27 protein-coding genes are annotated in these 23803 nt (G+C 66.1%); 9 read left to right on the forward strand and 18 right to left on the reverse strand.

The genetic code is table 11. The annotated features are described in order from the left end of the window. Genes KQ910_RS00160 through KQ910_RS00180 form a run of 5 tightly spaced genes read right to left on the reverse strand, consistent with a single transcriptional unit; the run spans position 1 to position 4947 of the window. Positions 1–855, reverse strand: coding sequence for a carbohydrate ABC transporter permease (locus KQ910_RS00160; RefSeq protein ID WP_216955703.1), 855 nt, complete (start codon positions 853–855; stop codon positions 1–3). After that, positions 852–1706, reverse strand: a complete 855-nt coding sequence (locus KQ910_RS00165; RefSeq protein WP_216963459.1) for a carbohydrate ABC transporter permease — start codon at positions 1704–1706, stop codon at positions 852–854. The genes KQ910_RS00160 and KQ910_RS00165 overlap by 4 nt, the downstream gene beginning before the upstream one ends. Before the next feature lie 46 nt (positions 1707–1752). Beyond that, entirely contained in the window at positions 1753–3120 is a 1368-nt protein-coding gene (locus KQ910_RS00170) for an ABC transporter substrate-binding protein (RefSeq protein ID WP_216955706.1), read from the reverse strand. A 39-nt stretch (positions 3121–3159) separates the two neighbouring features. Further along, positions 3160–3969, reverse strand: a complete 810-nt coding sequence (locus tag KQ910_RS00175; RefSeq protein WP_216955709.1) for an alpha/beta fold hydrolase — start codon at positions 3967–3969, stop codon at positions 3160–3162. Between the two features lie 3 nt (positions 3970–3972). Further along, the gene (locus KQ910_RS00180) at positions 3973–4947 is read right to left on the reverse strand and encodes a Bug family tripartite tricarboxylate transporter substrate binding protein (protein ID WP_216955713.1); all 975 of its coding nucleotides are present in this window, start codon (positions 4945–4947) and stop codon (positions 3973–3975) included. A gap of 45 nt (positions 4948–4992) precedes the next feature. Between KQ910_RS00180 and KQ910_RS00185 the strand changes: the two genes are divergently transcribed. Beyond that, entirely contained in the window at positions 4993–5970 is a 978-nt protein-coding gene (locus KQ910_RS00185; protein WP_216955716.1) for a Bug family tripartite tricarboxylate transporter substrate binding protein, read from the forward strand. Positions 5971–5974: 4 nt separating this feature from the next. Here the strand turns inward: KQ910_RS00185 and KQ910_RS00190 are convergent, their stop codons facing one another. The 3 genes from KQ910_RS00190 to KQ910_RS00200 all read right to left on the reverse strand — a co-directional run bounded on the left by KQ910_RS00190 (position 5975) and on the right by KQ910_RS00200 (position 7591). Next, a complete protein-coding gene (locus KQ910_RS00190; RefSeq protein ID WP_068198625.1) occupies positions 5975–6301 on the reverse strand; it encodes an NIPSNAP family protein in 327 nt (108 codons plus the stop codon). Positions 6302–6313: 12 nt separating this feature from the next. After that, a complete protein-coding gene (locus KQ910_RS00195; protein WP_216955719.1) occupies positions 6314–7201 on the reverse strand; it encodes an MBL fold metallo-hydrolase in 888 nt (295 codons plus the stop codon). An 81-nt stretch (positions 7202–7282) separates the two neighbouring features. Beyond that, on the reverse strand, positions 7283–7591 hold the full coding sequence (locus KQ910_RS00200) for a hypothetical protein (RefSeq protein WP_216955722.1): 309 nt from the start codon (positions 7589–7591) through the stop codon (positions 7283–7285). Positions 7592–7699: 108 nt separating this feature from the next. On the opposite strand from KQ910_RS00200, the gene KQ910_RS00205 reads away from it, so the two are divergent. Beyond that, positions 7700–9121 (forward strand): amidase family protein, encoded by a 1422-nt coding sequence (locus KQ910_RS00205; protein WP_216955725.1) that lies wholly within the window; start codon positions 7700–7702, stop codon positions 9119–9121. A 13-nt stretch (positions 9122–9134) separates the two neighbouring features. On the opposite strand, the gene KQ910_RS00210 is transcribed toward KQ910_RS00205, so the two are convergent. Beyond that, positions 9135–9638, reverse strand: a complete 504-nt coding sequence (locus KQ910_RS00210) for a hypothetical protein (protein WP_216955728.1) — start codon at positions 9636–9638, stop codon at positions 9135–9137. A gap of 168 nt (positions 9639–9806) precedes the next feature. On the opposite strand from KQ910_RS00210, the gene KQ910_RS00215 reads away from it, so the two are divergent. After that, positions 9807–10487, forward strand: coding sequence for a hypothetical protein (locus KQ910_RS00215; protein WP_216955730.1), 681 nt, complete (start codon positions 9807–9809; stop codon positions 10485–10487). Positions 10488–10539: 52 nt separating this feature from the next. On the opposite strand, the gene KQ910_RS00220 is transcribed toward KQ910_RS00215, so the two are convergent. Then, positions 10540–11514: a Bug family tripartite tricarboxylate transporter substrate binding protein gene (locus KQ910_RS00220; RefSeq protein ID WP_216955733.1), complete on the reverse strand. Its 975-nt coding sequence runs from the start codon at positions 11512–11514 to the stop codon at positions 10540–10542. 27 nt (positions 11515–11541) lie between these two features. Further along, complete coding sequence (locus tag KQ910_RS00225) at positions 11542–12441, reverse strand: SDR family NAD(P)-dependent oxidoreductase (RefSeq protein ID WP_216955736.1); 900 nt, start codon at positions 12439–12441, stop codon at positions 11542–11544. A 75-nt stretch (positions 12442–12516) separates the two neighbouring features. Between KQ910_RS00225 and KQ910_RS00230 the strand changes: the two genes are divergently transcribed. The 3 genes from KQ910_RS00230 to KQ910_RS00240 are packed head-to-tail and all read left to right on the forward strand — an operon-like array spanning position 12517 to position 16024. Next, on the forward strand, positions 12517–13746 hold the full coding sequence (locus KQ910_RS00230; protein WP_216955739.1) for a serine hydrolase domain-containing protein: 1230 nt from the start codon (positions 12517–12519) through the stop codon (positions 13744–13746). A gap of 11 nt (positions 13747–13757) precedes the next feature. Beyond that, positions 13758–14633 (forward strand): TauD/TfdA dioxygenase family protein, encoded by an 876-nt coding sequence (locus tag KQ910_RS00235; protein WP_216955742.1) that lies wholly within the window; start codon positions 13758–13760, stop codon positions 14631–14633. Positions 14634–14635: 2 nt separating this feature from the next. Next, complete coding sequence (locus tag KQ910_RS00240; protein ID WP_216955745.1) at positions 14636–16024, forward strand: MFS transporter; 1389 nt, start codon at positions 14636–14638, stop codon at positions 16022–16024. On the opposite strand, the gene KQ910_RS00245 is transcribed toward KQ910_RS00240, so the two are convergent. Beyond that, positions 16013–16972 carry a GlxA family transcriptional regulator gene (locus KQ910_RS00245; RefSeq protein ID WP_216955747.1) on the reverse strand — a complete coding sequence of 320 codons (960 nt, stop codon included), beginning with the start codon at positions 16970–16972 and terminating at the stop codon, positions 16013–16015. The genes KQ910_RS00240 and KQ910_RS00245 overlap by 12 nt on opposite strands. A 78-nt stretch (positions 16973–17050) precedes the next feature. On the opposite strand from KQ910_RS00245, the gene KQ910_RS00250 reads away from it, so the two are divergent. Together KQ910_RS00250 and KQ910_RS00255 are read left to right on the forward strand one after the other, a co-directional pair. Then, the gene (locus KQ910_RS00250; RefSeq protein ID WP_216955750.1) at positions 17051–17737 is read left to right on the forward strand and encodes a DJ-1/PfpI family protein; all 687 of its coding nucleotides are present in this window, start codon (positions 17051–17053) and stop codon (positions 17735–17737) included. A 67-nt stretch (positions 17738–17804) separates the two neighbouring features. Beyond that, positions 17805–18266 (forward strand): methyltransferase family protein, encoded by a 462-nt coding sequence (locus tag KQ910_RS00255; RefSeq protein ID WP_216955753.1) that lies wholly within the window; start codon positions 17805–17807, stop codon positions 18264–18266. Positions 18267–18311: 45 nt separating this feature from the next. On the opposite strand, the gene KQ910_RS00260 is transcribed toward KQ910_RS00255, so the two are convergent. Next, positions 18312–19175 (reverse strand): NmrA family NAD(P)-binding protein, encoded by an 864-nt coding sequence (locus KQ910_RS00260; protein WP_216955756.1) that lies wholly within the window; start codon positions 19173–19175, stop codon positions 18312–18314. A 110-nt stretch (positions 19176–19285) separates the two neighbouring features. On the opposite strand from KQ910_RS00260, the gene KQ910_RS00265 reads away from it, so the two are divergent. Continuing rightward, positions 19286–19618 carry a winged helix-turn-helix transcriptional regulator gene (locus KQ910_RS00265; protein ID WP_216955761.1) on the forward strand — a complete coding sequence of 111 codons (333 nt, stop codon included), beginning with the start codon at positions 19286–19288 and terminating at the stop codon, positions 19616–19618. A 6-nt stretch (positions 19619–19624) separates the two neighbouring features. On the opposite strand, the gene KQ910_RS00270 is transcribed toward KQ910_RS00265, so the two are convergent. The 5 genes from KQ910_RS00270 to KQ910_RS00290 all read right to left on the reverse strand — a co-directional run bounded on the left by KQ910_RS00270 (position 19625) and on the right by KQ910_RS00290 (position 23736). Continuing rightward, the gene (locus tag KQ910_RS00270) at positions 19625–20173 is read right to left on the reverse strand and encodes a cupin domain-containing protein (protein WP_216955764.1); all 549 of its coding nucleotides are present in this window, start codon (positions 20171–20173) and stop codon (positions 19625–19627) included. 70 nt (positions 20174–20243) lie between these two features. Continuing rightward, positions 20244–21404: an acyl-CoA dehydrogenase family protein gene (locus KQ910_RS00275; RefSeq protein ID WP_216955766.1), complete on the reverse strand. Its 1161-nt coding sequence runs from the start codon at positions 21402–21404 to the stop codon at positions 20244–20246. A gap of 20 nt (positions 21405–21424) precedes the next feature. Beyond that, positions 21425–22444, reverse strand: coding sequence for an ABC transporter substrate-binding protein (locus tag KQ910_RS00280; RefSeq protein ID WP_216955770.1), 1020 nt, complete (start codon positions 22442–22444; stop codon positions 21425–21427). Beyond that, a complete protein-coding gene (locus KQ910_RS00285) occupies positions 22441–23229 on the reverse strand; it encodes a YdcF family protein (RefSeq protein WP_216955773.1) in 789 nt (262 codons plus the stop codon). Before KQ910_RS00285 ends, KQ910_RS00280 begins: the two co-directional genes overlap by 4 nt. Positions 23230–23400: 171 nt before the next feature. Beyond that, the gene (locus tag KQ910_RS00290) at positions 23401–23736 is read right to left on the reverse strand and encodes an HU family DNA-binding protein (RefSeq protein ID WP_255560204.1); all 336 of its coding nucleotides are present in this window, start codon (positions 23734–23736) and stop codon (positions 23401–23403) included. Positions 23737–23803: the final 67 nt, after the last annotated feature.

Consider the following 23803-nt stretch of genomic DNA (forward strand, 5'->3'; position numbering starts at 1 on the left):
CTAGCCCTTCACCGCGCCCGCGGTGAGGCCCGACGACATGTAGCGGCGGAATGCATAGTAGATGGCCGCCGGCGGCAGCGCGTAGAGGAAGCCTGCCGTCATCAGCAGTTCCCAAGGCGAATCGTCGGCCGAGAGGAAGTTGCCCAGCGCCACCGGCAGGGTGATCGCCGTGTTCTTCGACAGCAGCAGGAACGCGTAGAGATACTCGTTCCACGCCAGCAGCAGCGCATAGGTGCCGACGGCGATCAGCGACGGCACCATCAGCGGCAGGTAGATCAGGCGGAAGAGCTGGAACGGCGAGGCGCCGTCGATCATGGCGGCCTCGTCGAGTTCGACCGGCAGCTTGTCGGACGCCTGGCGCAGGATCCAGATCGCATAGGGCGAGGCGATCGTCGCCATCGCGAGCACCAGCGCCCAGTCGTTGTTCAGCAGCCCGTACATGCCCATGGTCTTGTACATGGGCACCGCCAGGAACGCGGCCGGGATGAAGTAGGTCAGCAGCGCCAGGTTCATCACCATGCGGCCGCCCTTCATGCGCAGGCGACTGATCGCAAAGGCCGCGGCGGTCGCCACGAACAGCGTGATCGCCGCCGTGCCGACCGAGATGACCAGCGAGTTGAACATCTGCAGCCAGAAGTGATTGAGGAAATGGTGCTTCTGGCTGAGCACCGTTCCGAAGTTGCGCAGGGTCGGATTCGTCGGCCAGAGCTGGCCCGAGAAGGCCGCATCCTTGGGCGAAATCGCGAACAGGAGCATGTGGTAGATCGGGATCAGCGTCCACAGCAGCACCGGAATCCCGATCAGCAGCAGCCCGCTCTCGAAGCCGACCGTGCGCAGGATTTTGCGCGGGCTCATCGCGAGAGCCGCCGCATCATGAAGTAGACGAGCGGCAGAATCAGCGGCAGCGCGCACACGATCGACGCCATGGCGAGACCGACCTGGTCGAGACGCAGGTAGCGGATGCCGAGCGTCGCCAGCACATGCGTGAGATCGGCCGGGCCGCCGCCGGTCAGCAGATAGACGCTGTTGAAGTCGCCGACCGTGAAGATCATCGAGAGCAGCGTGCAGGTGACGTAGAGCGTGCTCATCGACGGCCAGGTGATGTAGCGGAAACGGTGCCAGGCCCCGGCGCCGTCGACCGAGGCGGCTTCGTAGAGTTCGCCCGGGATGGCCAGCCGGCCGGCCAGCAGGATCAGCGTCCAGAAGGGCAGCGACTTCCAGATGTGCACCAGCATCGAGAGCGTCAGCGCCAGCGCGGGGTCGTTCAGCCAGTTCGGCCCGTCCTCGGCGGTCAGTCTGAAAATCAGCTGATTGATGACGCCCCACTCCGGATTGAGCATGAAGCGCACCGACAGGATGGTCGGGATCGACGGCACCGCCCAGGGCAGGACGAACAGCACCGCGAGCACCTTCACCCACCAGCGCTTGTGCATGAAGAAACCGGACAGGAACAACGCGAGCGCCATCTTCACGTTGATGGCCACGACCAGGAAGATGAAGGTGTTGATCACTGTCCGCAGGAAGATCGGATCGGCCGCCAGCTCGACATAGAGCTGCGGGCTGCGCGCCAGCCAGAAACTGTAGCCCACCGGGAACACGACAAAGCCGATGAAGATCGCGACATAGGGCGCGACGAACAGCAGGCTCCAGGCCTGCCGCTCCGACAGGCCGAAGCCGGCCCACCGGGATTTCTCCCGGGGGGCCATCGTGTCGATCGTGGACGCCGCCATACGCGTACTCGCGAAAGCGGTCTTACTTGGCCACTTCCTTGATGCGGGCGATCATCTCGTCCACGGCCTTCTCGACCGAGACTTTCTCGCTCACCACGCGATTCATCGCCTTGGCCCACACATTCTCGTTGTTGAGAATGGTGAACTTGTAGTTCTTGGTGAACTCGAAGGGCAGCGTACCGGCCTTGAACTGGTCGTACACCGCCTTGCGATGCTTGTCGGCCTGCCAGAACGGGCTCTCCTGGCTGGCCTTCGTCACCGGGAACCAGCGGCCGAGCGCGCCCTCGACATAGGGGCGGAGGTTCTCTTCCTCGAGCAGGAACTTCAGGAACTCGCGCGCGCGCGGCTTGTTCTTGGAGTCCTGGAAGATAACGCCGACCTTGACGGCCGTGCGGTAGACCATCTGCGAGCCGTCGGGCTTCTTGGGGAAGCCGGCCGTCGCGATCAGCTCGTCATAGGCCTTACGGCCGGTGGCGCGCTGCTCGGGCGTGAGCTGCTCGTTGTTGGCGTCGTCCAGCCACTTGGCGGCGATCGAGATCGTGTAGTTGTGCGTCATGATCGTCGTGCGATTGTGGAAGGCGACGTTGTTGTCGGGATCCTTCCAGGTCGTCGACGAGGGCGGCGAGCAGCCCTTGGCATAGATGTCGGTGTAGTCGCGCAGCGCAGCAATCAGCCCTGCGCGCACCTTCGGATCGTCGACCAGCAGCTTGCCCGAATCGTCAACCAGCTTGACGTTGTAGGCGTCGACCCAGCTCAGGAACGACTGGAACGAGTCGGTCGATTCCACGCCCATCGGGTTGCCGATGCCGTAGACGCGGCTGCTGGTGGCCTTGCGATAGGCCGGCTGGACCTTGTCGCACCAGAAAGACCAGTACTCCTTCCAGGTACCGGGAATGTCGTTTTCCTTGAAGCCCGCCGTCGCCAGCATGTCCTTCCAGTACTGGATGTGCAGCGTCTGCTGCTTCAGGACAAAGCCGTAGAAGGCCTTCTTCTTGGCCTTGTCGTTATAGAGATAGGCCGTCTCGATCGTGACCGGCGCGAACCGGTCCTTCATCGGCTCGATGACGTCGGAAATGTCCTCGAGTTTGCCGTCGTAAGCCCACTTGCCCGCGACCTGCACGTCATAGGTGTCCGAGTAGGCAATGTCGGGCGGCGAGCCCGAATCGAGGGCGGCAACGGTCTTGGGGATCATGTCCTGCACGGCGTACTGGGACAGGTCGACCTTCACGCCGGTCTTCGCCTCGAATTTCTTGATGGCGGCGAACAGCGCATCGTCCTCGGACTTGTAGAAGCCCTTCACCCACCAGACGTTGAGCTTCTCCTGGGCAAATCCGGGAGCCGCCGAAAACGCGATCGCCAGCGCGGCCGCACCGGCCAAAATCCGTCTCATTGTTCCCTCGTGGTTCTTAGTTGTCTGACAACTCGACTATCAGTCCACTCTGCGGGAGTCGAGGAAAGACCGTAGTGCCTGCGCGCATTGCACAGCGTGCGAGAAAGGCAGGCCATGACGGGACCGGCCGAAGACATTCAACTCGGCATCGGGCAGGCCCTTGAACAGGTCGGCCATGACGGACACCGGAATGAACGGACTGCCGTCCGGATGCAGCAGCAGAGTGGGACATTTGATTTCGGGCAGGCGGGAGGTGAGGTCGGTGCCGATCAGGACGCCGAGCGCGTTCAGGATGGAGACACGCGACCATTTCTCCTGTTCGACAGCGAACCATGCCAGCCGCTCCGGCGACACGGCGCCGTCATGGAAGCGATCGCGCAGGAAGGCGTCGGACCAGCCCTTCGAGCCGCCTTCGTCGAGTTGGCGGCGCCAGGCTTCGACTCGTTGGATGGACGCACCGAGATGGGCGCCGTTGCTGACGGTGAGCGTGGCGATCCGGCCGGGCCGCGCGAGCGCCGCCGCCAGCGCCACGGTGCCGCCGATCGATTCGCCCACGAGATGGAACCGCTCCGCACCGGCGGCGTCGGCGACCGCGAACAGGTCCTCGACCAGCAGATCGAGCGACCACTTGAAGTCCTCTGCCGGGATCGTGGAACGGCCGTAGCCGCGCATGTCGAAGGTCATGAGGCGGAAGGCGTCCGCCAGTGCCGGCTGCCAGCCCGCCCAGATTCCCGGGCTGGCGCCGATCCCGTGATGGAACAGGATCGGCAGGCGTTTCTGTCGCCAGGGCGCAACCTGATCGACCACGTCGTAGTGGAGGGTGCCCTGCGCAGTGTCCGCGAGCGGCATCGGTCAGTCGGCTCGCATGCCGGCTTCCTTGATGACCCCTTCCCACTTCTTGCGATCGGCCATGATGGTCGCCTTGAACTCGGCAGGCGAGCCGATGATCGTATCCATGCCGCTTTCGGCGAAGCGCTTCTGGACTTCGGGCTTGGCGACCGCCGCGCGCAGCGCCTTGTTCCAGTAGTCGGTCAGGTTGGCCGGCAGGGCCCTCGGCCCGAACACGCCGAACCAGTTCACCACCTCGAAGCCCGGCAGGTATTTCGAGATCAGCGGCAAATTGGGAAACATGGGAGACGGCTTGGGCGATCCGAACGCCACGGGAATGAGCCCGCCGCCGTTAATCTGTCCCAGGAACTCCGGCATGTTGCCGAACATCATGTCGCAATTGCCTGAAATCATGTCCTGGATCGCGGGCGCACCGCCGCGATAAGGCACGTGCAGGATATTGATGCCGGCCATCTTCTTGAACAGTTCGGCGGCGAGATGCTGCGACGTGCCGTTGCCGGCCGAAGCGTAAGTGAGCTTGCCGGGGTTCTTCTTGGCGAAGTCGATGATCTCCGGAATCGTCCGGTACTGCATGTGCTTGCCGACGACCAGCATGTTGGTGACGCCCACGATGTTGGCGATCGGCGTCAGGTCGGTGTCGACGTTGATCGGCAGCTTCTGTCCCGGCATCACCGGCGACACGCACATCGCAGCCATGGCGGCGAGGCCGATCGTGCGGCCATCCGGTGCCGCATTGGCCACGATCTCGTTGGCGATGAAGCCGCTGGCGCCGGTCTTGGTATCGACGATCACTTTCTGGCCGACCTCGGACGTCGCCGCTTCCGCGAGGATGCGGCACAGCAGATCGGCCGTCCCGCCCGGGGCGAAGCCGCAGAGAAAGCGGACGTCGCCGCCAAGCGACTGCGCGCGTGCGGGCACTCCCGCCAACGAGCCGAGCAAGGCTGCCGCACCCGCGGCCGTGAAAGTCCTGCGTTGCATTTTTGTTTCCTCCCTGTGTTGGCAAAAGCCTAGCATACTTCCTGAATGAGCAAGCCCCTTCGCCGCCATCTGCTCGCCGGCCTCGCGGCACTCCCCCTGGCCCCGGTCCGCGCCCAGGTATCGGACTTTCCCGACAGGCCGCTGCGGTTCATCGTGGGTTTCCCGCCCGGCGGTCCCAACGATCTCCTCACCAGGGTGATCGCGCCGGGCATCGGCGAACGGCTGGGTCGCACCGTCGTGGTCGAGAACAAGGCGGGCGCCAACGGCGAGATCGCCGCAAATTTCACGGCCAAGAGCCCACCCGATGGCAGCGTGTTCATGCTGGCCTCCAACGGCTCGACCACGGTCGCACCGGCCTTGAACCGCAACATGCCCTACGATGTGCGGACGGACTTCGTCGCCGTGGCGCCGGTCGGCATCAACCCGATGCTGCTGGTCGTGCGCCCCGATCTGCCGGCGAAGGACATCGCCGGCCTGCTGTCGCTGGCGCGGGCGCGGCCGGGAAAACTGAACGGCGCCTCCGCCGGCGCGGGCGGCGCGACCCACCTGGCGCTCGAACTCTTCAAGGCGATGGGACGGCTCGACATCGTGCACGTGCCCTACAAGGGCGGCGGCCCCGCGATGGCCGATCTCATGGCGGGCCAGGTCGATCTCTATTTCGGCGGCCTCTCGACGGCGCTGCCTCATGCGAAGGCCGGAAAGATGCGCGCGCTCGGACAGACCGCGCTCGAGCGCTCGGCGGCGGCGCCCGACATTCCCACCATCTCGGAGTCCGGACTGCCAGGGTACGAAGCAGCGATCTCCTACGGCGTGTTCCTTCCCGCCGGCACGCCGAAAGCCCTGGTGGATCGCCTGCATGCGGCCATCGACGCGACGGTCCGCTCGCCCGATGTCGCGAAGAGGTTCGTCGAACTCGGTGCCGACCCGCAGTTCGGTACGCCTGCCGAGTTCGCGGCCTATGTGGCCGATGACCTCGCCAAATGGGCCCGCCTCGCAAAGGAGGCGGGCCTCAAGGCGGAGTAACGTCCTACTGGACGGACGAGAAGGCCGTCGGCGTCAGCATCTGCACCGAGACGTTCTCGACGATCGCGCCGTCCTTCTCCGTTTCGGCGCGCTTGGCCAGCCACTCCGGATCGGCGGCGAAGGCGTTCCACTTCTTCTCGCGGTCGGCCAGCGATTCCCACGCGAGGAAATAGGTCAGCTCCTGGTTCGACTCGCCGATCAGCGTCGTGAAGAAGCCGGCCTGCTTGATGCCGTGCCGCTCCCAGATCTTCAGCGTGATGGTGTTGAAGCGATTGAGCAGCGCCGGGAGACGTCCCGGCACGCACCTGTAGACCCGCATTTCGTAGATCATCTTCTCTCTCCCCTAGAATTGCCCGCCGAAGCGCGGCACGAACCCATCGTCCCTGTGGTCGATGTGGCAACTGAATGGCGCCCCGAAGTGGCACGGCATCAGCCGCGCGCCGCTGCCGGCGCAATGCTCCAGCGCCGCGCGCCGGCTCTTGCGCGCACCGACGCCGTCGGCGCAGGCGAAGCTGTTCCACTCGGGATGATAGACCTGCAGTGCGTGGTGAAGGATGTCGCCACAGAACAGCGCCTTCTCGCCGCGCGATTCGAACTTGATGGCGATCGTACCCGGCGTATGCCCCGGCGCCGGCTCGACCGCTAGATTCTCGTCGAGTTGCGCGGCCCCATCGATCATCTGCGTGAGCCCGGCCTCGACCACGGGCAACACGGAATCGCGGAACGAGCCCGCATTGACGGGACCGGTCGCGGGATCGCTGTCGAGCTTGAGGTAGTGATCGTAGTCGGCGCGGCTGAAGACGTATTTGGCATTCTTGAAGGTCGGCACCCACTTGCCGTTCTCGAGCCGCGTGTTCCAACCGACATGATCGACGTGGAGATGAGTGCACATCACCATGTCGATCTGGTCGGGCTCGACGCCGGCCGCCTTCAGCCGTTCGAGATACTTCGTCTCCATCAGGTGCCACTTGGGCCGATGGGGACGCGGCTTGTGATTGCCGACACAGGTGTCGATCAGGATCGTCTTGCCGCCGATCTTCAGCAGCCAGCTATGGACGCTCAGCTTCAGGCAGGCAGAAGCCTCATCATAGTGAGCCGGCATGAGCCAGCCGCGATGACGCTCGACGACGGCGGGATCCCAGTCGGGAAAGAAAGCCCTGGCGTCGAAGTTGGGCTCGTAACTTTCCTCGATGCGCACGGCCGTGCCGGCGCCGAGCTTGACCTCAACCATCCCTGCCTCCCCTGTTTGCAGGGGAGCTTAGCGGTGCGAGGCCGGTGCGGGAAAGACGTCCGTTTCGCCTCCCGCTTGCCGTCAGAACGGCAGGCGCGAGGCGTCGACGCGCTCGACGTGGCGGTGCGTGAGCGCCGCAATGGCGGCTCCCCCGAGCGGCACCACGATGGCAAGGGCGATGAAATGAATGCCGAGCAGCCAGGGCTCGAACAGGCCGGGCATCAGGTGTCCGACCGTCACGGTCGAGACGAAGAACAGGACGGCAAAGCTCGCCCCCGCAAGCAACCCACCCAGCATCACGAGAAGAAGCGAAGTCGTCAGCGATCGTCCGATGAGATAGCTCGCCGCGAAGGCGGCACCGGTGGCAACAAGCGCTGTAACAGTTTCCATCACCCACTCCTCCAATACGCTCTCGACTTACGAGAAATCAGAGTCGACACTGCGTCGTCACCCTCACTTTGGAACATCCAATGTTCGTCGAGAACCGACCAATTGCGCATGTCTGACTCTGCATTCGACTGGCTTTCCGCAGCGGAACTCTCAAAACTCTTCGCGCGCCGTCAGGCGTCTCCCGTCGAGATCGTCGACGCGATGTTGAAGCGTGCATCAGCGCTGCAACCTCATCTGAACGCGTTCGTGCTGGTCGATGCGGAAGGCGCGCAAAGTGCCGCAAAGGCTGCGGAATCGCGCTGGCAGAAAGGCGAGCCGCTCTCTCCGTTCGACGGGATTCCGACGACGATCAAGGACACGACGAACGTAAAGGGATGGCCGACACGTCTCGGATCGCATTCCACGGACGAGACTCCAGCTATCGAGAACGCCGCCGTCGTCGACAGGTTCCTTACCGGGGGCATGATCATTCTTGGCAAGACCACGACGCCCGAGTTCGGCTGGAAGGCTCTGACCGACTCGCCTCTCCAGGGCACGACGCGCAATCCGTGGAACGTCGCCCACTCGCCCGGCGGCTCGTCCGGCGGCGCCTCGGCGCTCACGGCGGCGGGCGTCAATCCATTCAACCATGGCAACGATGGCGGCGGTTCGATCCGCATTCCCGCAGCCCATACCGGGCTCGTCGGCCTGAAGCCGTCATATGGACGCATCCCGCAGTCGCCGGCCGATGCGCCCTTCGCCGACGTCATCAGCCAGGGCGTCCTGGCGCGCTCGGTGCTCGACACCGCGATGGCGCTGAACCTCACGGCTGGTCCCGATCCGCGTGACTGGCGATCGCTGCCGGCCGAGGCGCGCGACTACACAGTCGGCCTCGACGCCGGCGTGCGCGGCTGGAAGATCGGTCTCAGCCTCGACCTCGGCCACGTCCAGGCCGATCCGGAGGTGCGCGATCTCATCGTGGCCGCGGCGAAGCGCTTCGAGGATCTCGGCGCGCATGTCGAGGAGGTCGGCCCGATGTTCGAGCCGCTTCAGCAGCATTTCGAACCGCTGTGGATCGGCAGCTTCGCCACGCGTTTCCGCCAGATCCCGACGCAGCTCCACGACAAGCTCGACCCCGGCCTGCGCGCGCTTGCGGAAAAGGGTCTGTCGATCACCCTCGCCGACTATGCCCGCGCCTACGAAGCCAAGAGCAAGCTCGCGCGCGACCTGGCTCTCTGGCACCGCAACTACGATCTGCTGCTCGCGCCCGTCACCCCGACCGCGGCGCCGCCGGTGGAGACGCTCTACAATTCCGAGGCGTTCCCGCGCTGGACGAAGGGTGCGCCCTACACTCTTCCCTGCAATCTCACCGGACAACCTGCCGCGTCGATGCCGGCGGGTCTCACCAGGGCTGGCCTGCCGGTCGGCCTGCAGATCATCGGCCCGCCGCGCGCGGACGACGTCGTGCTACGCGCGATGCGCGCCTATGAAGGCGCCAGCGGCTGGACGTGGCCGCAGCCGCGCGTGCTGGAGACACTTCGGGGATTGTGAGGCCGCGCGCCCGTCAGGCCGCGCGCGAGACCTTGTCGGTCTTCGGGCGAACGACGCGCAAGGCGATGACCAGGACGCGATAGCCGAGGAAGCCGGCGCAGAGCGCACTGCCCGCCGCAATGTATCCCGGCTCGATCAGCGCTTCGCCCATCATCGCCGACGAGAAGTCGATGATGGACAGTGCGACGAGAATGAGAGCGGCGATGAGTCCGTCGACCGTCGCCGGCAGCGACACCAGCCCCGACTCCCGGTTCGACTGCACGCTCAGCATCCATCCGCGAATACGGCCGATCACCGAGCCCACCGCGAAGGCCACCACCCAGAGAATGTCGAACAGGAAGCTCGCCTCGAACACGCCGGCGAGCAGCATCAGGGTCGCCAGCACCGCGAAGCCGCCTGGCAGCGCGACCCGTCCCAATGTCGTTACGCCGCCGCGCGACTGCATCGCCATCGTCCAGAGGCAAAGGGCTGCGAACAGAAGCGTGAGGCCGTTCGCCAGGCTGAGGGCCGAAACCATGAGCGAAGAAAACGACACGGCGCGCGGCGAGTAAAGCGCTGAGGCTGCACAAGCACTGTCGGGGAGAGGTTTTTCCGCTTCAGCCCACGAGAAATTGAGTGGGCCAGACAGGTTCCAAACGTCAGGATGTAGAGCGTCGGAATACATAAGAATCGGGGAGAAAACGACATGACGGCCAGATCGAAGTTCGCGGCGCTCGGCGTTTCCACGCTTTTGCTGGTTGGTTCTGCCACGTCGTCGCAGGCCCAGCAGACGCCGCCGCAATTTCCCAATATGACCTTCTTCATCACCAGTGTAGGCGGCCCGCAGGGTGCCAATTTTGGCGGGCTCGAGGGCGCGGACCGGCATTGCCAGACGCTGGCCGCCAAGGCGGGCGCCGGCGGCAAGACCTGGCGAGCCTATCTCAGCACCCAGGCGGTCGGCGGCGCGACCGCGGTCAACGCCCGGGATCGCATCGGCAAGGGACCGTGGGTGAATGCCACCGGCGTTCAGATAGCGGCGAGTGTCGAGGACCTGCACTCGGACAACAACAAGCTGACGGCCGCAACCAGCGTCGCGGAAACCGGCAGGCTGATCCCCAGCCGGCTCTACACGGTGAACCAGCACGACATCCTCACCGGCACGCAGGCCGACGGCACCGCCTTCCCGCCGGACAAGGACATGACCTGCGGCAACTGGACGAAGAACGGCGAGGGCAGCGCCATGGTCGGTCACACTGATCGCATGGGCCTGCGCGACGATGCGCCGTCGAAGTCGTGGAACACCTCGCACCCGTCACGGGGCTGCGACTTGCCCGCGCTGGTGGCGACCGGCGGCGCGGGCCTGCTTTACTGCTTCGCGGCGAACTGATCTGACGCAAGCGGCGCCGGTCATTGCCGGCGCCGCTGCCTGGATACGGGAATCAGGCGTCAGGCTTGACGCCGGCGGTCGTGATGACCTTCTCCCACTTGTCGATCTCGGTCTGCAGGAACTTGCCCGTATCGGCCGGCGTGGCGCCGACCGGGATGACGGCCTGCTCGGCGAGGCGCTTGCGCAGGGCCTCGTCTTTGAGGGCGCGTCCCACTTCCGTCGACATTTTGTCGACGATGTCCTTCGGCGTGCCGGCCGGCGCGAGGAACATCACCCAGGTCGACGATTCGATCAGCGGTCCGCCCGACTCCACGATGGTCGGCACTTCCTCGACGCCCGGAACGCGGTTCTTCGACAGCATGGCAAGCGCGCGGATCTTGCCGGCCCGGACCTGAGCCATCACGCCGATCGGCGCGTCGATCAGCATCTGGATGTTGCCCGCCGCGAGATCGGCCAGCGCGGGCGCCGTTCCCTTGTACGGAACGTGCACCATGTCGGTGCCCGTCACCTGCTTCATCAGTTCGCTGGTGAGGTGCGCGGCGGCGCCGACGCCGGAAGAACCGAACGAGATCTTGCCCGGGTTCTTCTTGGCGTAGGCGATCAACTCCCCGACGTTCTTCACCGGCAGGTCGTTGGTGACCGTGATGATGAGCGGCGCGACGCCGACCAGCGATACCGGCTCGAAGCCCTTCACCGGATCGAACTTCAGCTTGCCGGCATAGAGCGTCTTGTTGGCCGCGTGGGCCGCAATCACCGTCAGGAAGGTGTAACCGTCGGGTGCTGCGTTGGCGACGATCTCCGCGCCGATCAGCGAGTTCGCGCCGGGCTTGTTGTCGACGACGAAGGTCTGGCCGATGTTCATCTTCTCGAGCGTCAGTCGCGTCGTCACGTCGGTCAGGCCGCCGGCCGTATAGGGCACGACCCAGCGGATCGGCTTGTTGGGCCAGGCCTGGGCGCGCGCGGCGCCCGGAATCAACGCAGCCGCCGCCGTGGCCGCGAGCGCCGTGCGGCGATTGATCGTCTTCATGTGTTTTCCTTTTTCCCTGTTCGTCCGTCAGTCGAGGTCGAGGCCGTTCATCCCGGCGTTCTTGCGGGCCTTCTTCGCGATTTCGCTCAGCACCTTGCCGGCCTGCACCGGATCCATGATCTGCTCGACCGTGGGGCCCTTATGCCAGCCCTCCGCGACGGCGAAAATGCCGTTTCCGGCCTGGAAGACACGGCCCGTGACCTCGCGGCTGTCCTCGCTCACCAGCCAGGTGGCGACGGGCGCAATCCACTTGGGATCGCGGCGCTTCTTGTCCTCCTCGGTGTATTCCCGCAGGTCCTCGGTCATCCGCGTGAAAGCCGACGGCGAGATCGAGTTCACCGTGACCCCGTAGCGGGCGAGTTCGCGCGCGGCGATGATGGTGAAGGAGGCGATGCCGGCCTTGGCCGCACCGTAGTTGGTCTGGCCGATATTGCCGTAGATGCCCGACACCGACGTCGTCGTGATGATGCGCGCATCCACCGGGCCGCCCTTCAGCTTGGCCTGGTCGCGCCAGTAGGCGGCCGCATGGCGGGCCGGTGCGAAGGTGCCCTTGAGGTGCACCTTGATGACGGCGTCCCACTCGTCCTCGCTCATGTTGACCAGCATGCGGTCGCGCAGGATGCCGGCGTTGAGCACGATGGCGTCGAGTTTGCCGAACGCCTCGACCGCCTGGTCGATCATGTGCTTGGCGCCGTTCCAGTCCGAGACGTCGTCGCCGTTGGCCACGGCCTCGCCGCCCATCGCCTTGATCTCGTTCACGACCTGCTGGGCGGGGCCGACATCGTTGCCCTTGCCGGTCCGGTCGCCGCCCAGGTCGTTCACGACCACCTTGGCGCCGTGCTCGGCCAGCATCAGGCAGTGTTCCCGGCCGACGCCGCGGGCGCCGCCCGTCACGATCGCAACCCGTCCCTCGCACAATCTCGCCATTGGTGCCTCCCGTCTTTTGCGTGTCTGAACCCTGTCGTCCTGGGCTAGTCTAGCGGGGCTTACAGGAGGATCGCCATGGACACGCTGCCGCTCGTTACCCCCGAACAGGTCGGACTTTCCGCAGCGCGGCTCGACCGCGTGCGCACCTGGATGAATGGATGGGTCGACAGCGGGAAGCTGGCCGGCATGGTCACCTGCGTCATGCGCAAGGGCGAACTGGCCTTTGCCGAGGTCGCCGGCAAGTCCGACTTGGCCCGCAACAAGCCGATGCGCGCCGACACGATCTTCCGCATCTATTCGATGACCAAGCCGCTCACCTCGGTGGCCATCATGATGCTCTACGAGGAGGGCCGTTTTCAGCTCGACGACCCGATCTCGAAGTTCATCCCCGCCTTCGCCAACCCGCGCGTGATGACCGGTGGCAGCCGCGGCAAGATCGAGACCGCGCCGGCCGAGCGCGAGATCAACTTCCGCGACCTGCTCACCCACACGTCGGGCCTGACCTATGGCTTCATGGAGAGCAATCCGGTCGATGCCGCCTATCGCGCAAAACAGGACGGCGTCGATTTCCAAACGGCCGACACCAGTTTGAAGCAGGTCGTCGAGCGGCTGGCGCAGCTCCCGCTGATCGCCCAGCCCGGCAAGGCGTGGAACTACTCGGTCTCCACCGACGTGCTGGGCTACCTGGTCGAGGTGATCTCCGGCCAGCCCTTCGAGAAGTACCTGAAGGAAAAGGTCATCGACCCGCTCGGCATGGTCGACACCGACTTCCACGTCCCGGCCGCCAAGCACGATCGCTTCGCCGCGAACTACGCTGCCGGCGCCGGCGGCAAGCTCGACCTGATCGACGATCCGGGCAAGAGCCGCTACCTCGCGCCGCGCAAGGTGAACTCGGGCGGCGGCGGCCTCGTCTCGACCGCCTCCGACTATCTGCGCTTCTGCAAGTTCATGCTGAACAAGGGCGAACTCGACGGCGTGCGCCTGCTCGGCCGCAAGACGGTCGAACTGATGACCATGAACCACCTGAAGGGCGACATGGCCGACATGGGCACGCCGCGCTTCTCGGAATCGACCTACACCGGCATCGGCTTCGGTCTCGGCTTCTCCGTGATGATCGATCCGGCCAAGGCGTACATCGCCGGCACGCCGGGCGAATATGCCTGGGGCGGCGCGGCCTCCACCGCCTTCTGGATCGATCCGGTCGAGGACATGGCCGTGGTGCTGCTGACGCAGCTCATGCCCTCCTCGACCTACCCGATCCGTCGCGAACTGCGCGTGCTCACCTACCAGGCGATCATCGACTGAGGGACGAAATCATGCGCAACACCGGCAGCATCGAAGTCCGCAAGCTCCATCCGCTGTTCGGCGCGGAAATCACCGGCATCGACATCACGCGCCCGCTCTCGGCGCGTGAGTTCGGGCCGATCCGCGCCGCGTTCGAGGAGCATTCCGTGCTCCTGTTCCGCGACCAGGCGATGGACGACGACACGCAGATCGCCTTCAGCGAGAATTTCGGACCGCTCGAAACGACGCTCAGCGCCAATCCCGCCGCCGGCACCAAGTTCGCGCGCCAGTCCAATCTCGACATCATGACCGGCGAGCCGATACCGCCGGACGACATGCGCATGATCTACCAGAAGGCCAACTACTTCTGGCACTCCGACTCCTCGTTCAAGCGCATCCCCTCGCTCTGCTCAATCCTGACGGCGCGGATCTGCCCGCCCGAGGGCGGCAACACCGAGTTCCTGAACATGCGCGCGGCCTGGGACGCGTTGCCGCCGGCCCTGCAGGCGACGATCCATCCGCTGGTCGCCGAGCATGCGCTGGCCCATTCGCGCGACCGCGTGCAGAAGGGCATCCTGAGCGCCAAGTCGCTGGCGGAACTGCCGCCGGTGAAGCAGCGCATGTTCCGCGACAACCCGATCAACGGCCGCCGCGCCCTCTATATCGGCGCCCATGCCGGCCGCATCCTCGACTGGCCCGAGCCGATCTCGAAGGCGATCCTGTGGGAGCTGGCGCAGCGCGCCGAGCAGCCCGAGTTCATGATGTCCCACGCCTGGCGCGAGGGCGACGTGATCGTCTGGGACAACCGGGCCGTCCTGCATCGCGCCACCTACTACGACGCGACCAGGCACAAGCGCCTGATGCAGCGCACGACCATCGGCGGCGACGAACTGACGGTCCCCCAGTAAGCATGGCCGAACCCGCTTCAGCCGGCCCGCTCCCCGACGGCATGCCGCCGGGGCCACGGCGACTCGCCGCCGTGGCAACCATCACCATCGGCCTGTCGATGGCGGTGCTCAGCAATTCGATGACCAATCTGGCCCTGCCCTACATCGCGAAGGATCTCGCGATCACGGCGGAGAGCTCGATCTGGATCGTCAACGCCTACCAGATCGCCCTGATGATCATGCTGCTGCCGGTCGCGGCGCTGGGCGACATCGTGGGCTATCGCGCCGTCTATCGCTGGGGCCTCGTGATCTTCTCGCTGGCCTCGATCGGGTGCGTGCTTGCGCCCACCCTCTCGTGGCTGATCACGGCGCGCACGCTGCAGGGGCTGGGCGGTGCGGCCATCATGGCGATACAGCCCGCCCTGGTGCGTTCGATCTATCCACGCGCCGCGCTCGGCCGCGGGCTGGGCTTCAATACCACCGTCGTGGCGACCTCGCTGGCGGCCGGCCCCAGCCTCGGTGCCGCTTTGCTCGCCATCACGAGCTGGCCGATCCTGTTCGCCGTCTACATCCCGCTCGGCATCCTCTCCTTCTTCCTCGCCGGCCGCTTCCTGCCGGTGACGACCCACGCCAAGCGGCCCTTCGACGTGCCCTCGGCAATACTGTCGGGCGGTACCTTCGGCCTGCTGATCTTCGGCATCGACGGCGTCGGCCATGGCCATCCCGTCCCGGTGATCGTGGCCGAACTGGTCGGCGCCGCCCTGTTCGGCACGCTCTTCGTCTGGCGCCAGCGCAGGCTTGCCGACCCGATGATGCCGATCGACATGTTCGCGCGGCCGATCTTCTCGCTCTCGATCTCGGCTTCGACCTGTACCTTCACCGCGCAGGGCCTGGCCTTCGTCAGCCTTCCCTTCTTCTTCCACACCGTGCTGGGCCGCGACGCCACCGCGACCGGCCTGCTGCTGACCGCGTGGCCGCTCGCCCTGGCTGGCGTGGCGCCGATCGCCGGCCGGCTGGCCGACCGCCACCATGCCGGCGCGCTGGGCACGATCGGTCTCACCTGCATGGCGTCGGGCATGATCCTGATGGCGTTGCTGCCGCCGGATCCCTCGGCCTTCAACATCGTGTGGCGGCTGGTTCTGTGCGGCATGGGCTTCGGCATCTTCGCCTCGCCCAACAACCGGCTGATGATGAACGCCGTGCCGCGCGACCGCAGCGGCAGCGCCGGCGGCATCATCGCCACGGCGCGGACGCTCGGCCAGACGATGGGCGCCGCGCTGGTCGCCTTGGTGTTCGGCCTCTTCGACTTCTCCGGCGGCGGCGCGGCCGATGCCGCGCGGGCGGCGCTCTGGCTGGGCGCCGGCTTCGCGATCACCGCCCTGATCCTGAGCAGCCTGCGACTACGGCACTGACGTCGCGTGCATCTCGCGGAACAATGACGGCGCCATGCCGAAGCGGCGTTCGAACGCCTGGCCGAGCCGCGCCGAGGAGCGCAGGCCGACCCGGCCGGCGATGGCCTTGAGCGGCAGGCCCTTGGCCAGCAGGGTGCGCGCCGCATCGAGCCGCAGCCCCTCGACGAAATGCGCAGGCGTCTTGCCGGTCGCCTCGACGAACTTGCGATAGAAGCTGCGCTCCGACAGGCCCGCACGCGCCGCCAGCGCCGGCACGTCGAGCGGCTCGTCGAGATGCGTCTGCATCCATTCGACCAGCCGCGCGAACGGCGCATCGACCTCGGTCTGCGCCTGCAGCAGCGGGCTGAACTGCGACTGGTAACCGGGCCGCCGCGCATAGAGCACGAAGTGCCGCGCGATCAGGTTGGCTGTCGCGGCGCCAAGATCGGCCTCGACCAGCGCCAGCGCCATGTCGATGCCGGTCGTCACGCCGGCTGATGTCCACACCTGGCCGTCGACGACGTAGAGCGCATCGGCATCGACCGTGAGCGCCGGGTACTTGTCGGCGAGCCGCTGACAGCTTGCCCAGTGCGTCGCCACCCGCTTGCCGTCCAGCAGTCCCGCCTCCGCCAGCACGAACGCGCCCGTGCAGACCGAACCGAAGCGCCGTGTCTTCGGTGCTACGCGACGCAGCCAGCCGCGCACATCCTCGCGCTTCATCACCGCCCGAAGCCCGCGCGATCCGCCTGCGACCAGTAGCGTGTCGTAGCGCCCGCCGATACGCTCGCTCATCAGGGTGACGCCGCAGTTCGAGGCGACCGCATCGCCATCGGGCGAAACGATGTGCAGATCGTAGACCGGCCGCTCGCGGCCTTCGTTGGCCGCGCCGAACACGGCGGCCGGCCCGGTGACGTCGAGGAGCTGGCAGCCTTCGTAGGCGAGGATGGCGATCCGGTGTGCTTTGGGCATTGGCAGAAAATACCCTCTATTTGTCATTTCTGCCAGAGGCTGGATCGCCTAACGTGCCGTCAACAGAGGAGACACTCCATGGCTGACACCGTCCATATCGGCATCCTGCTCTTTCCCGACCTCACGCAGCTGGACGCGACGGGCCCCGCGCAGGTCCTGTGCCGCGTGCCCAACGCCAAGCTGCACATGATCTGGAAGACGCTCGATCCGGTTCCGACCGATGCGGGTTTCTCGATCGTGCCGACCACGACGTTCGCCGACTGCCCGCAGCTCGACGTGATCTGCGTGCCGGGCGGCGGCGGCCAGGTCGCGCTGATGACCGACGAGGAGACGCTCGCCTTCCTGCGCAAGCAGGCCGTTGGCGCGCGCTACGTCACCTCGGTCTGCACTGGCTCGCTGGTGCTCGGCGCCGCGGGACTGCTGAAGGGCTACAAGTCGGCCTGCCACTGGTCCTCGCGCGAGTTCCTGCCGGCCTTCGGCGCGATCCCGGTCGCCGATCGCGTGGTGCGCGACCGCAATCGCGTGTCGGGCGGTGGCGTCACGGCCGGCATCGATTTCGGTCTCACCCTGGCGGCCGAGCTGGCCGGCGAGGAAGTCGCCAAGTCGATCCAGCTCACGCTCGAATACGATCCGCAGCCGCCCTTCGATTCCGGCAGCCCGGAGAAGGCGGGACCCGAGCGGGTGAAGCGCCTGAAGGAGCGTATCCACGGCATGCTGCAGAAGCGTCAGAAGGCAAACGACGATGCAGCGGCCAAGCTCGCTTGAGCGAGCCGCGGATCGAGAAAGGGGTCGAGCCCTTGCCCGGCCCATTAGCCGAACCTAGGGTTTGACGGTGAACAAGCTTGAATTGAAGGTTCCGCCGCCCGCCGCCGCCTTGCTCGTCGCCGTGGCCATGTGGCTAGTGGCCTCCAGGACGGACGCACTCTCATTCGCGTTGCCGGAGCGGCGGGCGCTCTCGATGGTGTTGGCCGCTTTGGGGGTCGCGGTCTCCGCGGCCGGCACATGGTCGTTCCTGCGCGCCCGAACGACCGTCAATCCGACCAGGCCCGAAGCCGCCTCGTCGCTCGTCGCGACCGGGATCTTTCGCTTCACGCGCAACCCGATGTATCTCGGCCTCCTCCTCGTGCTGGCAGGATGGGCCGCTCATCTGGCGAACGCCGCTTCCGTGGCAGGTCCGCTGCTGTTCGCCCTCTACATCACACGCTTCCAGATCCTGCCCGAAGAGCGTGTGCTCGCCGCCAAGTTCGGCCCGGACTTCGAGGCCTACACACTTCGGACCCGGCGCTGGATCTGACGCGGACCAACGCCGGACCGCCGACGCTTCGCCTCCGGCCGATCGTCAAGATGCGCCCAGAAGGCGTCGCAGCACGGCATCGAGCGTGATCGTACCGCGCCGCATCTCGCCGGACCCGGCGGGAAAGACCAGCCGCCCGGCATTGATCGCCTCATAGAGGTCCGCCAGCTTCCCGGCGTAAGATGCACCCAGGCCCGCGGCAACGAAACCGGCCAGCATCTCTTCACGCGATGACGGCACCGCCGTCACGGCTTTCCCCAGCAGCCGCGACAGAATTTCCGCCGCGTCGAGTGCCGAATACTCAGCCGGGCCCGCGAGATTGACGACGCGCGTGCCTGGTCGTGGATCGAACAGGAGTTCGGCCGCCGTGCGCCCGACATCCAGGGCCGACACCGCATCGCTGCGCACGTCGAGCGGGACCTTGACCGACGGGAGCACCGCGGCCTGCTGCGCGACCGGCAGCATGACGGCCCAGTTCTCAAGGAAGTCGCCCGGTCGCAGGAACACGATCGAAGGCGCAGCACCGGCCAGCGCCGCCTCGAAATCGTAAAGCGCGCGCACGACGCCGTTGCCCTCGGCGAGATGGGCGCCGACCGAGGACAGAGCCACGACATGCGGCACTCCGGCCGCGCGAACGGCGGCCGCGATCGAGTTTGCCAGCACCCTTGCCTCCGCCAGCACATCGGTCGCCTGCGGTGGCGGAACCAGCATGATGAAGGCAGCCTCCGCGCCCCGCAGCGCCGTCGCGAGGGTCGTCGCGTCGCCGGCATCGGCACGCACGGCTTCGACGCCGAGCCCCGCCAGCCGAGCCGGATCCCGCGACACGGCACGTACCGTTTTCCCGCGCTGCTTCAGGGCTTCGACCGCAGCTCCACCGACCTGCCCGCTGGCTCCCATGACGACGAACATTGCGACCTCCAACTGTGTGTGGGGTCGCACCTATCATCACGGTACGCTTTGCATAAGTACGCACATTTTTTATACTTAGTATCAGTCATGGATTTGGAGAGGCGCGCAAGATGGCCGAGAGCAAGGCTCCCTGGTGCCCGGTGACGGCGACGGTCGAGGTGATCGGCGGGCGCTGGAAGCCCACGATCCTGTATCACCTCAAGGACCGGCCGCGCCGCTTCAACGAGTTGCGCCGCCTCGTCCCCGGCATCACGCAGCGCATGCTGACGCTGCAGCTGCGCGCGCTCGAGGAGGACGGAATCGTGTCGCGCGCGGTGCACAACACGGTCCCGCCTCACGTCGAATATTCGTTCACCAAGAAGGGCTGCACGCTCGGCCCCATCCTCGACGCCATGGAGGAATGGGGCGATGCCCATCGCCCGCGCAAGCGCGGGCGGACCTGAGGCAACCTAGTCGGCGCCGGCCGTCGCGCTTTCGATGGTGATGGCCTTGCCGGCCGCCATGTCGAACTTGAGACGGCGCACATAGTCGAGGTCGCGACCGGTGACGCGCACGAAGCGGCTGCCGTCGGGATAGTCGATCGCGTGGATCGCGCCGACGTCGTAGACGCCCGCATGACCGGGTTCGAGGCGATAGGTCTTGACCTTCTCGAGCTTCGCATCGCCCGCGTCCGTGCCGCCGTCGAGACGCTTGTACTCGCTCATGTCGGTGTACTTCACCGCCTGGCCGTAAACCGCCCACGAGGCGCCGTGATCGTGCGGCGGGCTCTTGTGCGGCTTGGGATTGCAGTGTGCCAGCACGACGAAGCCGAGATCCTTGTCCTCGTAGAGCTTGCGCGTGCCGATCGGCGCGGCCGGGCCGACCGCCTCGTCGACGAAGGACGGGTTGGCCAGCAGCTTCTCCAGCAGCACGCGGACCTGCTCGCGGCCGGCGGGTCCTTCGTGCGTCTTGAGCGCGGACTGGGCTTCATTGACGAAGCTGTCGAGCGTGTAGGTCATGCGGCGGCTCCCCGGAATAATCTTGCGCCGAACGGCGGACGGAAATGATCCGCCCGCCTCCCGCCCCGTGTCAACGGCCGCCGAAGATGCGGCGGGCGATGACCATGCGATGCACTTCCGACGGGCCCTCGTAGACCCGCATGGTGCGCACCTTCTGCGCCATGATCGACAGCGGCAGCTCCTGCGTCACGCCCATCGCGCCGAACGCCTGCTGGGCATGGTCGATCACCTCGCTCGCCATCTCGGTCGCATAGACCTTGATCATCGAGGCCTCCATGCGCACGTCGCGGCCCTCGTCCTGCTTCACCGCGGCATCCATCACCATCAGGCGGCAGGCATGGAGCTTCATCGCGGCGTCGGCCACCCACCACTGGATGGCCTGGCGGTCGGCCAGCTTCTCACCGAAGGTGACGCGCTGGTTGGCATGTTCGACCAGCATGTCGAGCGCGCGCTGCGCCATGCCGACACACCAGGAGCCCATCTGCAGGCGGCGAATCGTGAGGCGCATCTGCATGGGCGCGAAGCCCGCGCCGATGCGGCCCAGCACCTGGGTCTCGGGCACCCGGCAATCCTCGAACACGACTTCATAGGTGCGCTGGCCGGCCAGCATCGGGATCGCACGCGCCACGACGAGGCCGGGCGTGCCCTTGTCGATCAGGAAGGCGGTGATGCCGCCGCGTGCGCCGAGGTTGGGGTCGGTCACCGCCATGGCGATGGTGAAGTCGGCCTTGGCGATGCGGCTGATCCAGATCTTGCGGCCGTTGATGACCCAGTCGTTGCCGTCCTTCACCGCCCGGGTCTTCATGCCGGCCGGATCGCCGCCGGCGCCGGGCTCGGAGATGGCGATGGCGGAGCTGGTCTCGCCCGCGGCGTAGGGCTCGAGGTACTTCTTGCGCTGCTCCGGGCTCGCGGTGGCGAGCAGCATGTGCAGGTTGGGCGAATCCGGCGGGAAGGTGAAGGGCACGCAGGTGTAACCCAGCTCCTCGTTGACGCCGACCAGCGCCACGGCCGGCAGGTTGGCGCCGCCCACCTCTTCCGGCACATCCAGCGCCCACAGGCCGAGATCCTTGCACTGCTTGAACAGCTTGGCGTTCTCGTCGTCCGACAGCGAAGCCTGCTGGCCGGACGCGAACCGTTCCAGCACGTTCTTCTCGAGGGGCATCAGCTCGTTGCGCACGAACTTCTTCACGAGATCGCGCAACATCTGATGTTCTTCGTTGACCTGGTACATGCCTGTTCCTCCTGAATCCGCTACGCCGGTTTCCCGACACCCTTGTTGACGAAGTCGAGCGTGTAGGCCCGGCCCACGTCGAGCCCCCGGGGCAACACGTCTACATCGACCATCGACTGGTAGAAGCCCCGCCAGCGCGCATCGGCCATGGCCCCGACGCCGGCCTGCAGCGCGTCGCCCGACAGCACGATGCCACGCTCGTTCATCACCTTGATGGCGTACTGGATACGGTCGTCGGTCTGTTCCGGATTGACCTTCTTGATGAGGGCGTTGGCGGCCTCGATGGCCGGTCCACCCTTGAGATACTGCGCCCAGCCCTCGAGCGTCGCATTGACGAAGCGCTGGATGAGGTCGCGCTTTTCGGCCGCGAGCCTGCGTGAGATCGCGATGGTCGTCTGATAGGCGCTGAAGCCCGCATCGGCGATCAGCAGGTAGGGCGGCATGCGACCGATCGCCTGCGAAATCGAATAGGGCTCCGACGAGATGAAACCCTGCTGCACGACGTTCCTGTCGGCGAGATACGGCGCCATGTTGAACGTGTAGGGCCGCAGTTGGTCGTCGCTCAGCCCGTACTTCTTGCGAAGGTACGGCCAATAGGTGACGCGGCCGCCGCTGCCGATCAGCAGTGTACGACCCTTCAGGTCCGCGAATCCGTTGAAGCCGGTGTCAGGGTGGCCGATCAGGACCTGCGGGTCCTTCTGGAAGATCGCGGCGATCGTGAAGAAGGGCGCGTCCTCGCGCACGTAGGTGAAGGCCTCGAAGCTGTTCGACATGGTCATGTCGACGCGGCCCATCAGCAGGAGCTGGCTGATGTTCAGGCTGGGCCCGCCCTGGCGGATCTCGCAGTCGATCCCGGCCTTGCGGTAGAGGCCCGCGGCGAGTGCCTGATAGTAGCCGCCATGCTCGGCCTGGGCGCGCCAGTCGGTCTGGAAGACGAGCTTTTCGAGCGTCTGCGCCCGCGCTGAGCGTGCCAGCGGCCACAGAAGCGGTGCGGCGGCAAGGCCGAGTGCGGCACGCCGGTCGAGGCGCCAGGCGGTCATGGGGCGAGAGCCTCCCCGCGGCGGTCGAAACGCAGCGCAACCAGTTCCTTGACCGCCATGGCCGATTCGCCCATCGCGCCGATCGAGGGCATCCAGTAGTCCCACCAGGCGCTGCCGTCGTCGGGAACGGTCCAGTCGACGCCGAAGATCGCGAAGTCGAGGCCGGCGCGCCGGGCAAGCTTGGCGACGCGCGGGATGTGAAAGGCCGAGGTGATGATCGCCACCCGGCTGCCCTTCACCATTTCCCGCACGTTGCGGATATTCTCGATCGTGTTGAGTGCCTTGCCCTCGGAAACGATGACGCCGTCCGGAACACCCAGCGCGACCAGGAACCGGCGCATGGCCTCCGCCTCGGTGGTCGCCGGGCCGCCCCGCTGCTCGCTCAGGGAACCTCCGCTCACGATGATCTTCGGCGCCGCGCCGGCATGGAACATCCGTGCCGCCAGCCAGATCCGGTCCGATGCGTCGGTCAGTTCCGGTTCCATCGTGTAGGGCGGCCGCGCCGGCGTGATGCCGCCGCCCAGGACGACGATCGCCTCATAGCAGCACGGCTTGTTCTCGGCGACGAGCCTGCGGGCTTCGGTCTCGAGGATTCCCGTCAAAAACGTCGACAGCGGCGTAAACGACAGGACGAGAGTCTGGAGGATTGCCAGCCCGAGAACCACGGATGCGAGACGACGCCATCCGAACAGGCGCATCGACAGCCACAGCACGACGCCCAGCGCCAGCGAAGCCGGCGGCAGCATCAGGTTGGCGAGGATTTTCAGGAGGATGAAGGTGTTCATGCCGGGTCGCGTGCTCCGGCTATACTAGAACAACGGCGGGCAATCTTCTGCAAAGCAGCACAGACATGTCGCTCTGCGATGACAGCAGGCGCGCCGAAGCGCAGGGTCCAAAAAGAAGGGCGGGCCCGGCCTGCGCCGGAACCCGCCCGATCTTGACCCGTCGAAAACGAGTTAGATCGCTTCCTTGAGATCCTTGGCGACGCGGAAGGCGACCTTCTTCGAAGCCTTGATCTTGATCGCTTCGCCGGTCGCCGGGTTGCGACCCATGCGCGCCGGACGGGCACGGACCTGGAGAATGCCGAGGCCGGTGATGCGGACCTTGTTGCCCTTCTTGAGGTGACGAACGACCAGGCCGACGAACTCGTCGAGCGCGCCCGTCGCGTCCTTCTTGGTCATGCCCGTCTTTTCGGCCAGCTCGGCTGCGACCTTGGACAGCGGAACGGTCGGAACAGTGGTGGGTTTGGTAGCCATGGTTGAGGGGTTCCTTACATTTCTTTGGTTCGCCAACGTCTCCTGACGCCCCAGGGCACCGTTGACGGCGCCAAGGTTATCCACGAATCGATCCCCCGCAAGT

It is taken from the genome of Reyranella humidisoli, from assembly GCF_019039055.1.
Classification (GTDB): Bacteria; Pseudomonadota; Alphaproteobacteria; order Reyranellales; family Reyranellaceae; genus Reyranella; species Reyranella humidisoli.

Coding starts and splice junctions, on each gene's coding strand:
- KQ910_RS00185 (WP_216955716.1), top strand. CDS start 4,993: ATGAGCAAGCCCCTTCGCCGCCATCTGCTCGCCGGCCTCGCGGCACTC.
- KQ910_RS00160 (WP_216955703.1), bottom strand. CDS start 855: ATGAGCCCGCGCAAAATCCTGCGCACGGTCGGCTTCGAGAGCGGGCTG.
- KQ910_RS00280 (WP_216955770.1), bottom strand. CDS start 22,444: ATGACCGCCTGGCGCCTCGACCGGCGTGCCGCACTCGGCCTTGCCGCC.
- KQ910_RS00220 (WP_216955733.1), bottom strand. CDS start 11,514: ATGAAGACGATCAATCGCCGCACGGCGCTCGCGGCCACGGCGGCGGCT.
- KQ910_RS00195 (WP_216955719.1), bottom strand. CDS start 7,201: ATGGTTGAGGTCAAGCTCGGCGCCGGCACGGCCGTGCGCATCGAGGAA.
- KQ910_RS00260 (WP_216955756.1), bottom strand. CDS start 19,175: ATGTTCGTCGTCATGGGAGCCAGCGGGCAGGTCGGTGGAGCTGCGGTC.
- KQ910_RS00210 (WP_216955728.1), bottom strand. CDS start 9,638: ATGGTTTCGGCCCTCAGCCTGGCGAACGGCCTCACGCTTCTGTTCGCA.
- KQ910_RS00175 (WP_216955709.1), bottom strand. CDS start 3,969: ATGCCGCTCGCGGACACTGCGCAGGGCACCCTCCACTACGACGTGGTC.
- KQ910_RS00245 (WP_216955747.1), bottom strand. CDS start 16,972: ATGCCCAAAGCACACCGGATCGCCATCCTCGCCTACGAAGGCTGCCAG.
- KQ910_RS00285 (WP_216955773.1), bottom strand. CDS start 23,229: ATGAACACCTTCATCCTCCTGAAAATCCTCGCCAACCTGATGCTGCCG.
- KQ910_RS00225 (WP_216955736.1), bottom strand. CDS start 12,441: ATGGCGAGATTGTGCGAGGGACGGGTTGCGATCGTGACGGGCGGCGCC.
- KQ910_RS00200 (WP_216955722.1), bottom strand. CDS start 7,591: ATGGAAACTGTTACAGCGCTTGTTGCCACCGGTGCCGCCTTCGCGGCG.
- KQ910_RS00275 (WP_216955766.1), bottom strand. CDS start 21,404: ATGTACCAGGTCAACGAAGAACATCAGATGTTGCGCGATCTCGTGAAG.
- KQ910_RS00265 (WP_216955761.1), top strand. CDS start 19,286: ATGGCCGAGAGCAAGGCTCCCTGGTGCCCGGTGACGGCGACGGTCGAG.
- KQ910_RS00230 (WP_216955739.1), top strand. CDS start 12,517: ATGGACACGCTGCCGCTCGTTACCCCCGAACAGGTCGGACTTTCCGCA.
- KQ910_RS00215 (WP_216955730.1), top strand. CDS start 9,807: ATGACGGCCAGATCGAAGTTCGCGGCGCTCGGCGTTTCCACGCTTTTG.
- KQ910_RS00180 (WP_216955713.1), bottom strand. CDS start 4,947: ATGCAACGCAGGACTTTCACGGCCGCGGGTGCGGCAGCCTTGCTCGGC.
- KQ910_RS00250 (WP_216955750.1), top strand. CDS start 17,051: ATGGCTGACACCGTCCATATCGGCATCCTGCTCTTTCCCGACCTCACG.
- KQ910_RS00190 (WP_068198625.1), bottom strand. CDS start 6,301: ATGATCTACGAAATGCGGGTCTACAGGTGCGTGCCGGGACGTCTCCCG.
- KQ910_RS00170 (WP_216955706.1), bottom strand. CDS start 3,120: ATGAGACGGATTTTGGCCGGTGCGGCCGCGCTGGCGATCGCGTTTTCG.
- KQ910_RS00235 (WP_216955742.1), top strand. CDS start 13,758: ATGCGCAACACCGGCAGCATCGAAGTCCGCAAGCTCCATCCGCTGTTC.
- KQ910_RS00270 (WP_216955764.1), bottom strand. CDS start 20,173: ATGACCTACACGCTCGACAGCTTCGTCAATGAAGCCCAGTCCGCGCTC.
- KQ910_RS00240 (WP_216955745.1), top strand. CDS start 14,636: ATGGCCGAACCCGCTTCAGCCGGCCCGCTCCCCGACGGCATGCCGCCG.
- KQ910_RS00165 (WP_216963459.1), bottom strand. CDS start 1,706: ATGGCCCCCCGGGAGAAATCCCGGTGGGCCGGCTTCGGCCTGTCGGAG.
- KQ910_RS00205 (WP_216955725.1), top strand. CDS start 7,700: ATGTCTGACTCTGCATTCGACTGGCTTTCCGCAGCGGAACTCTCAAAA.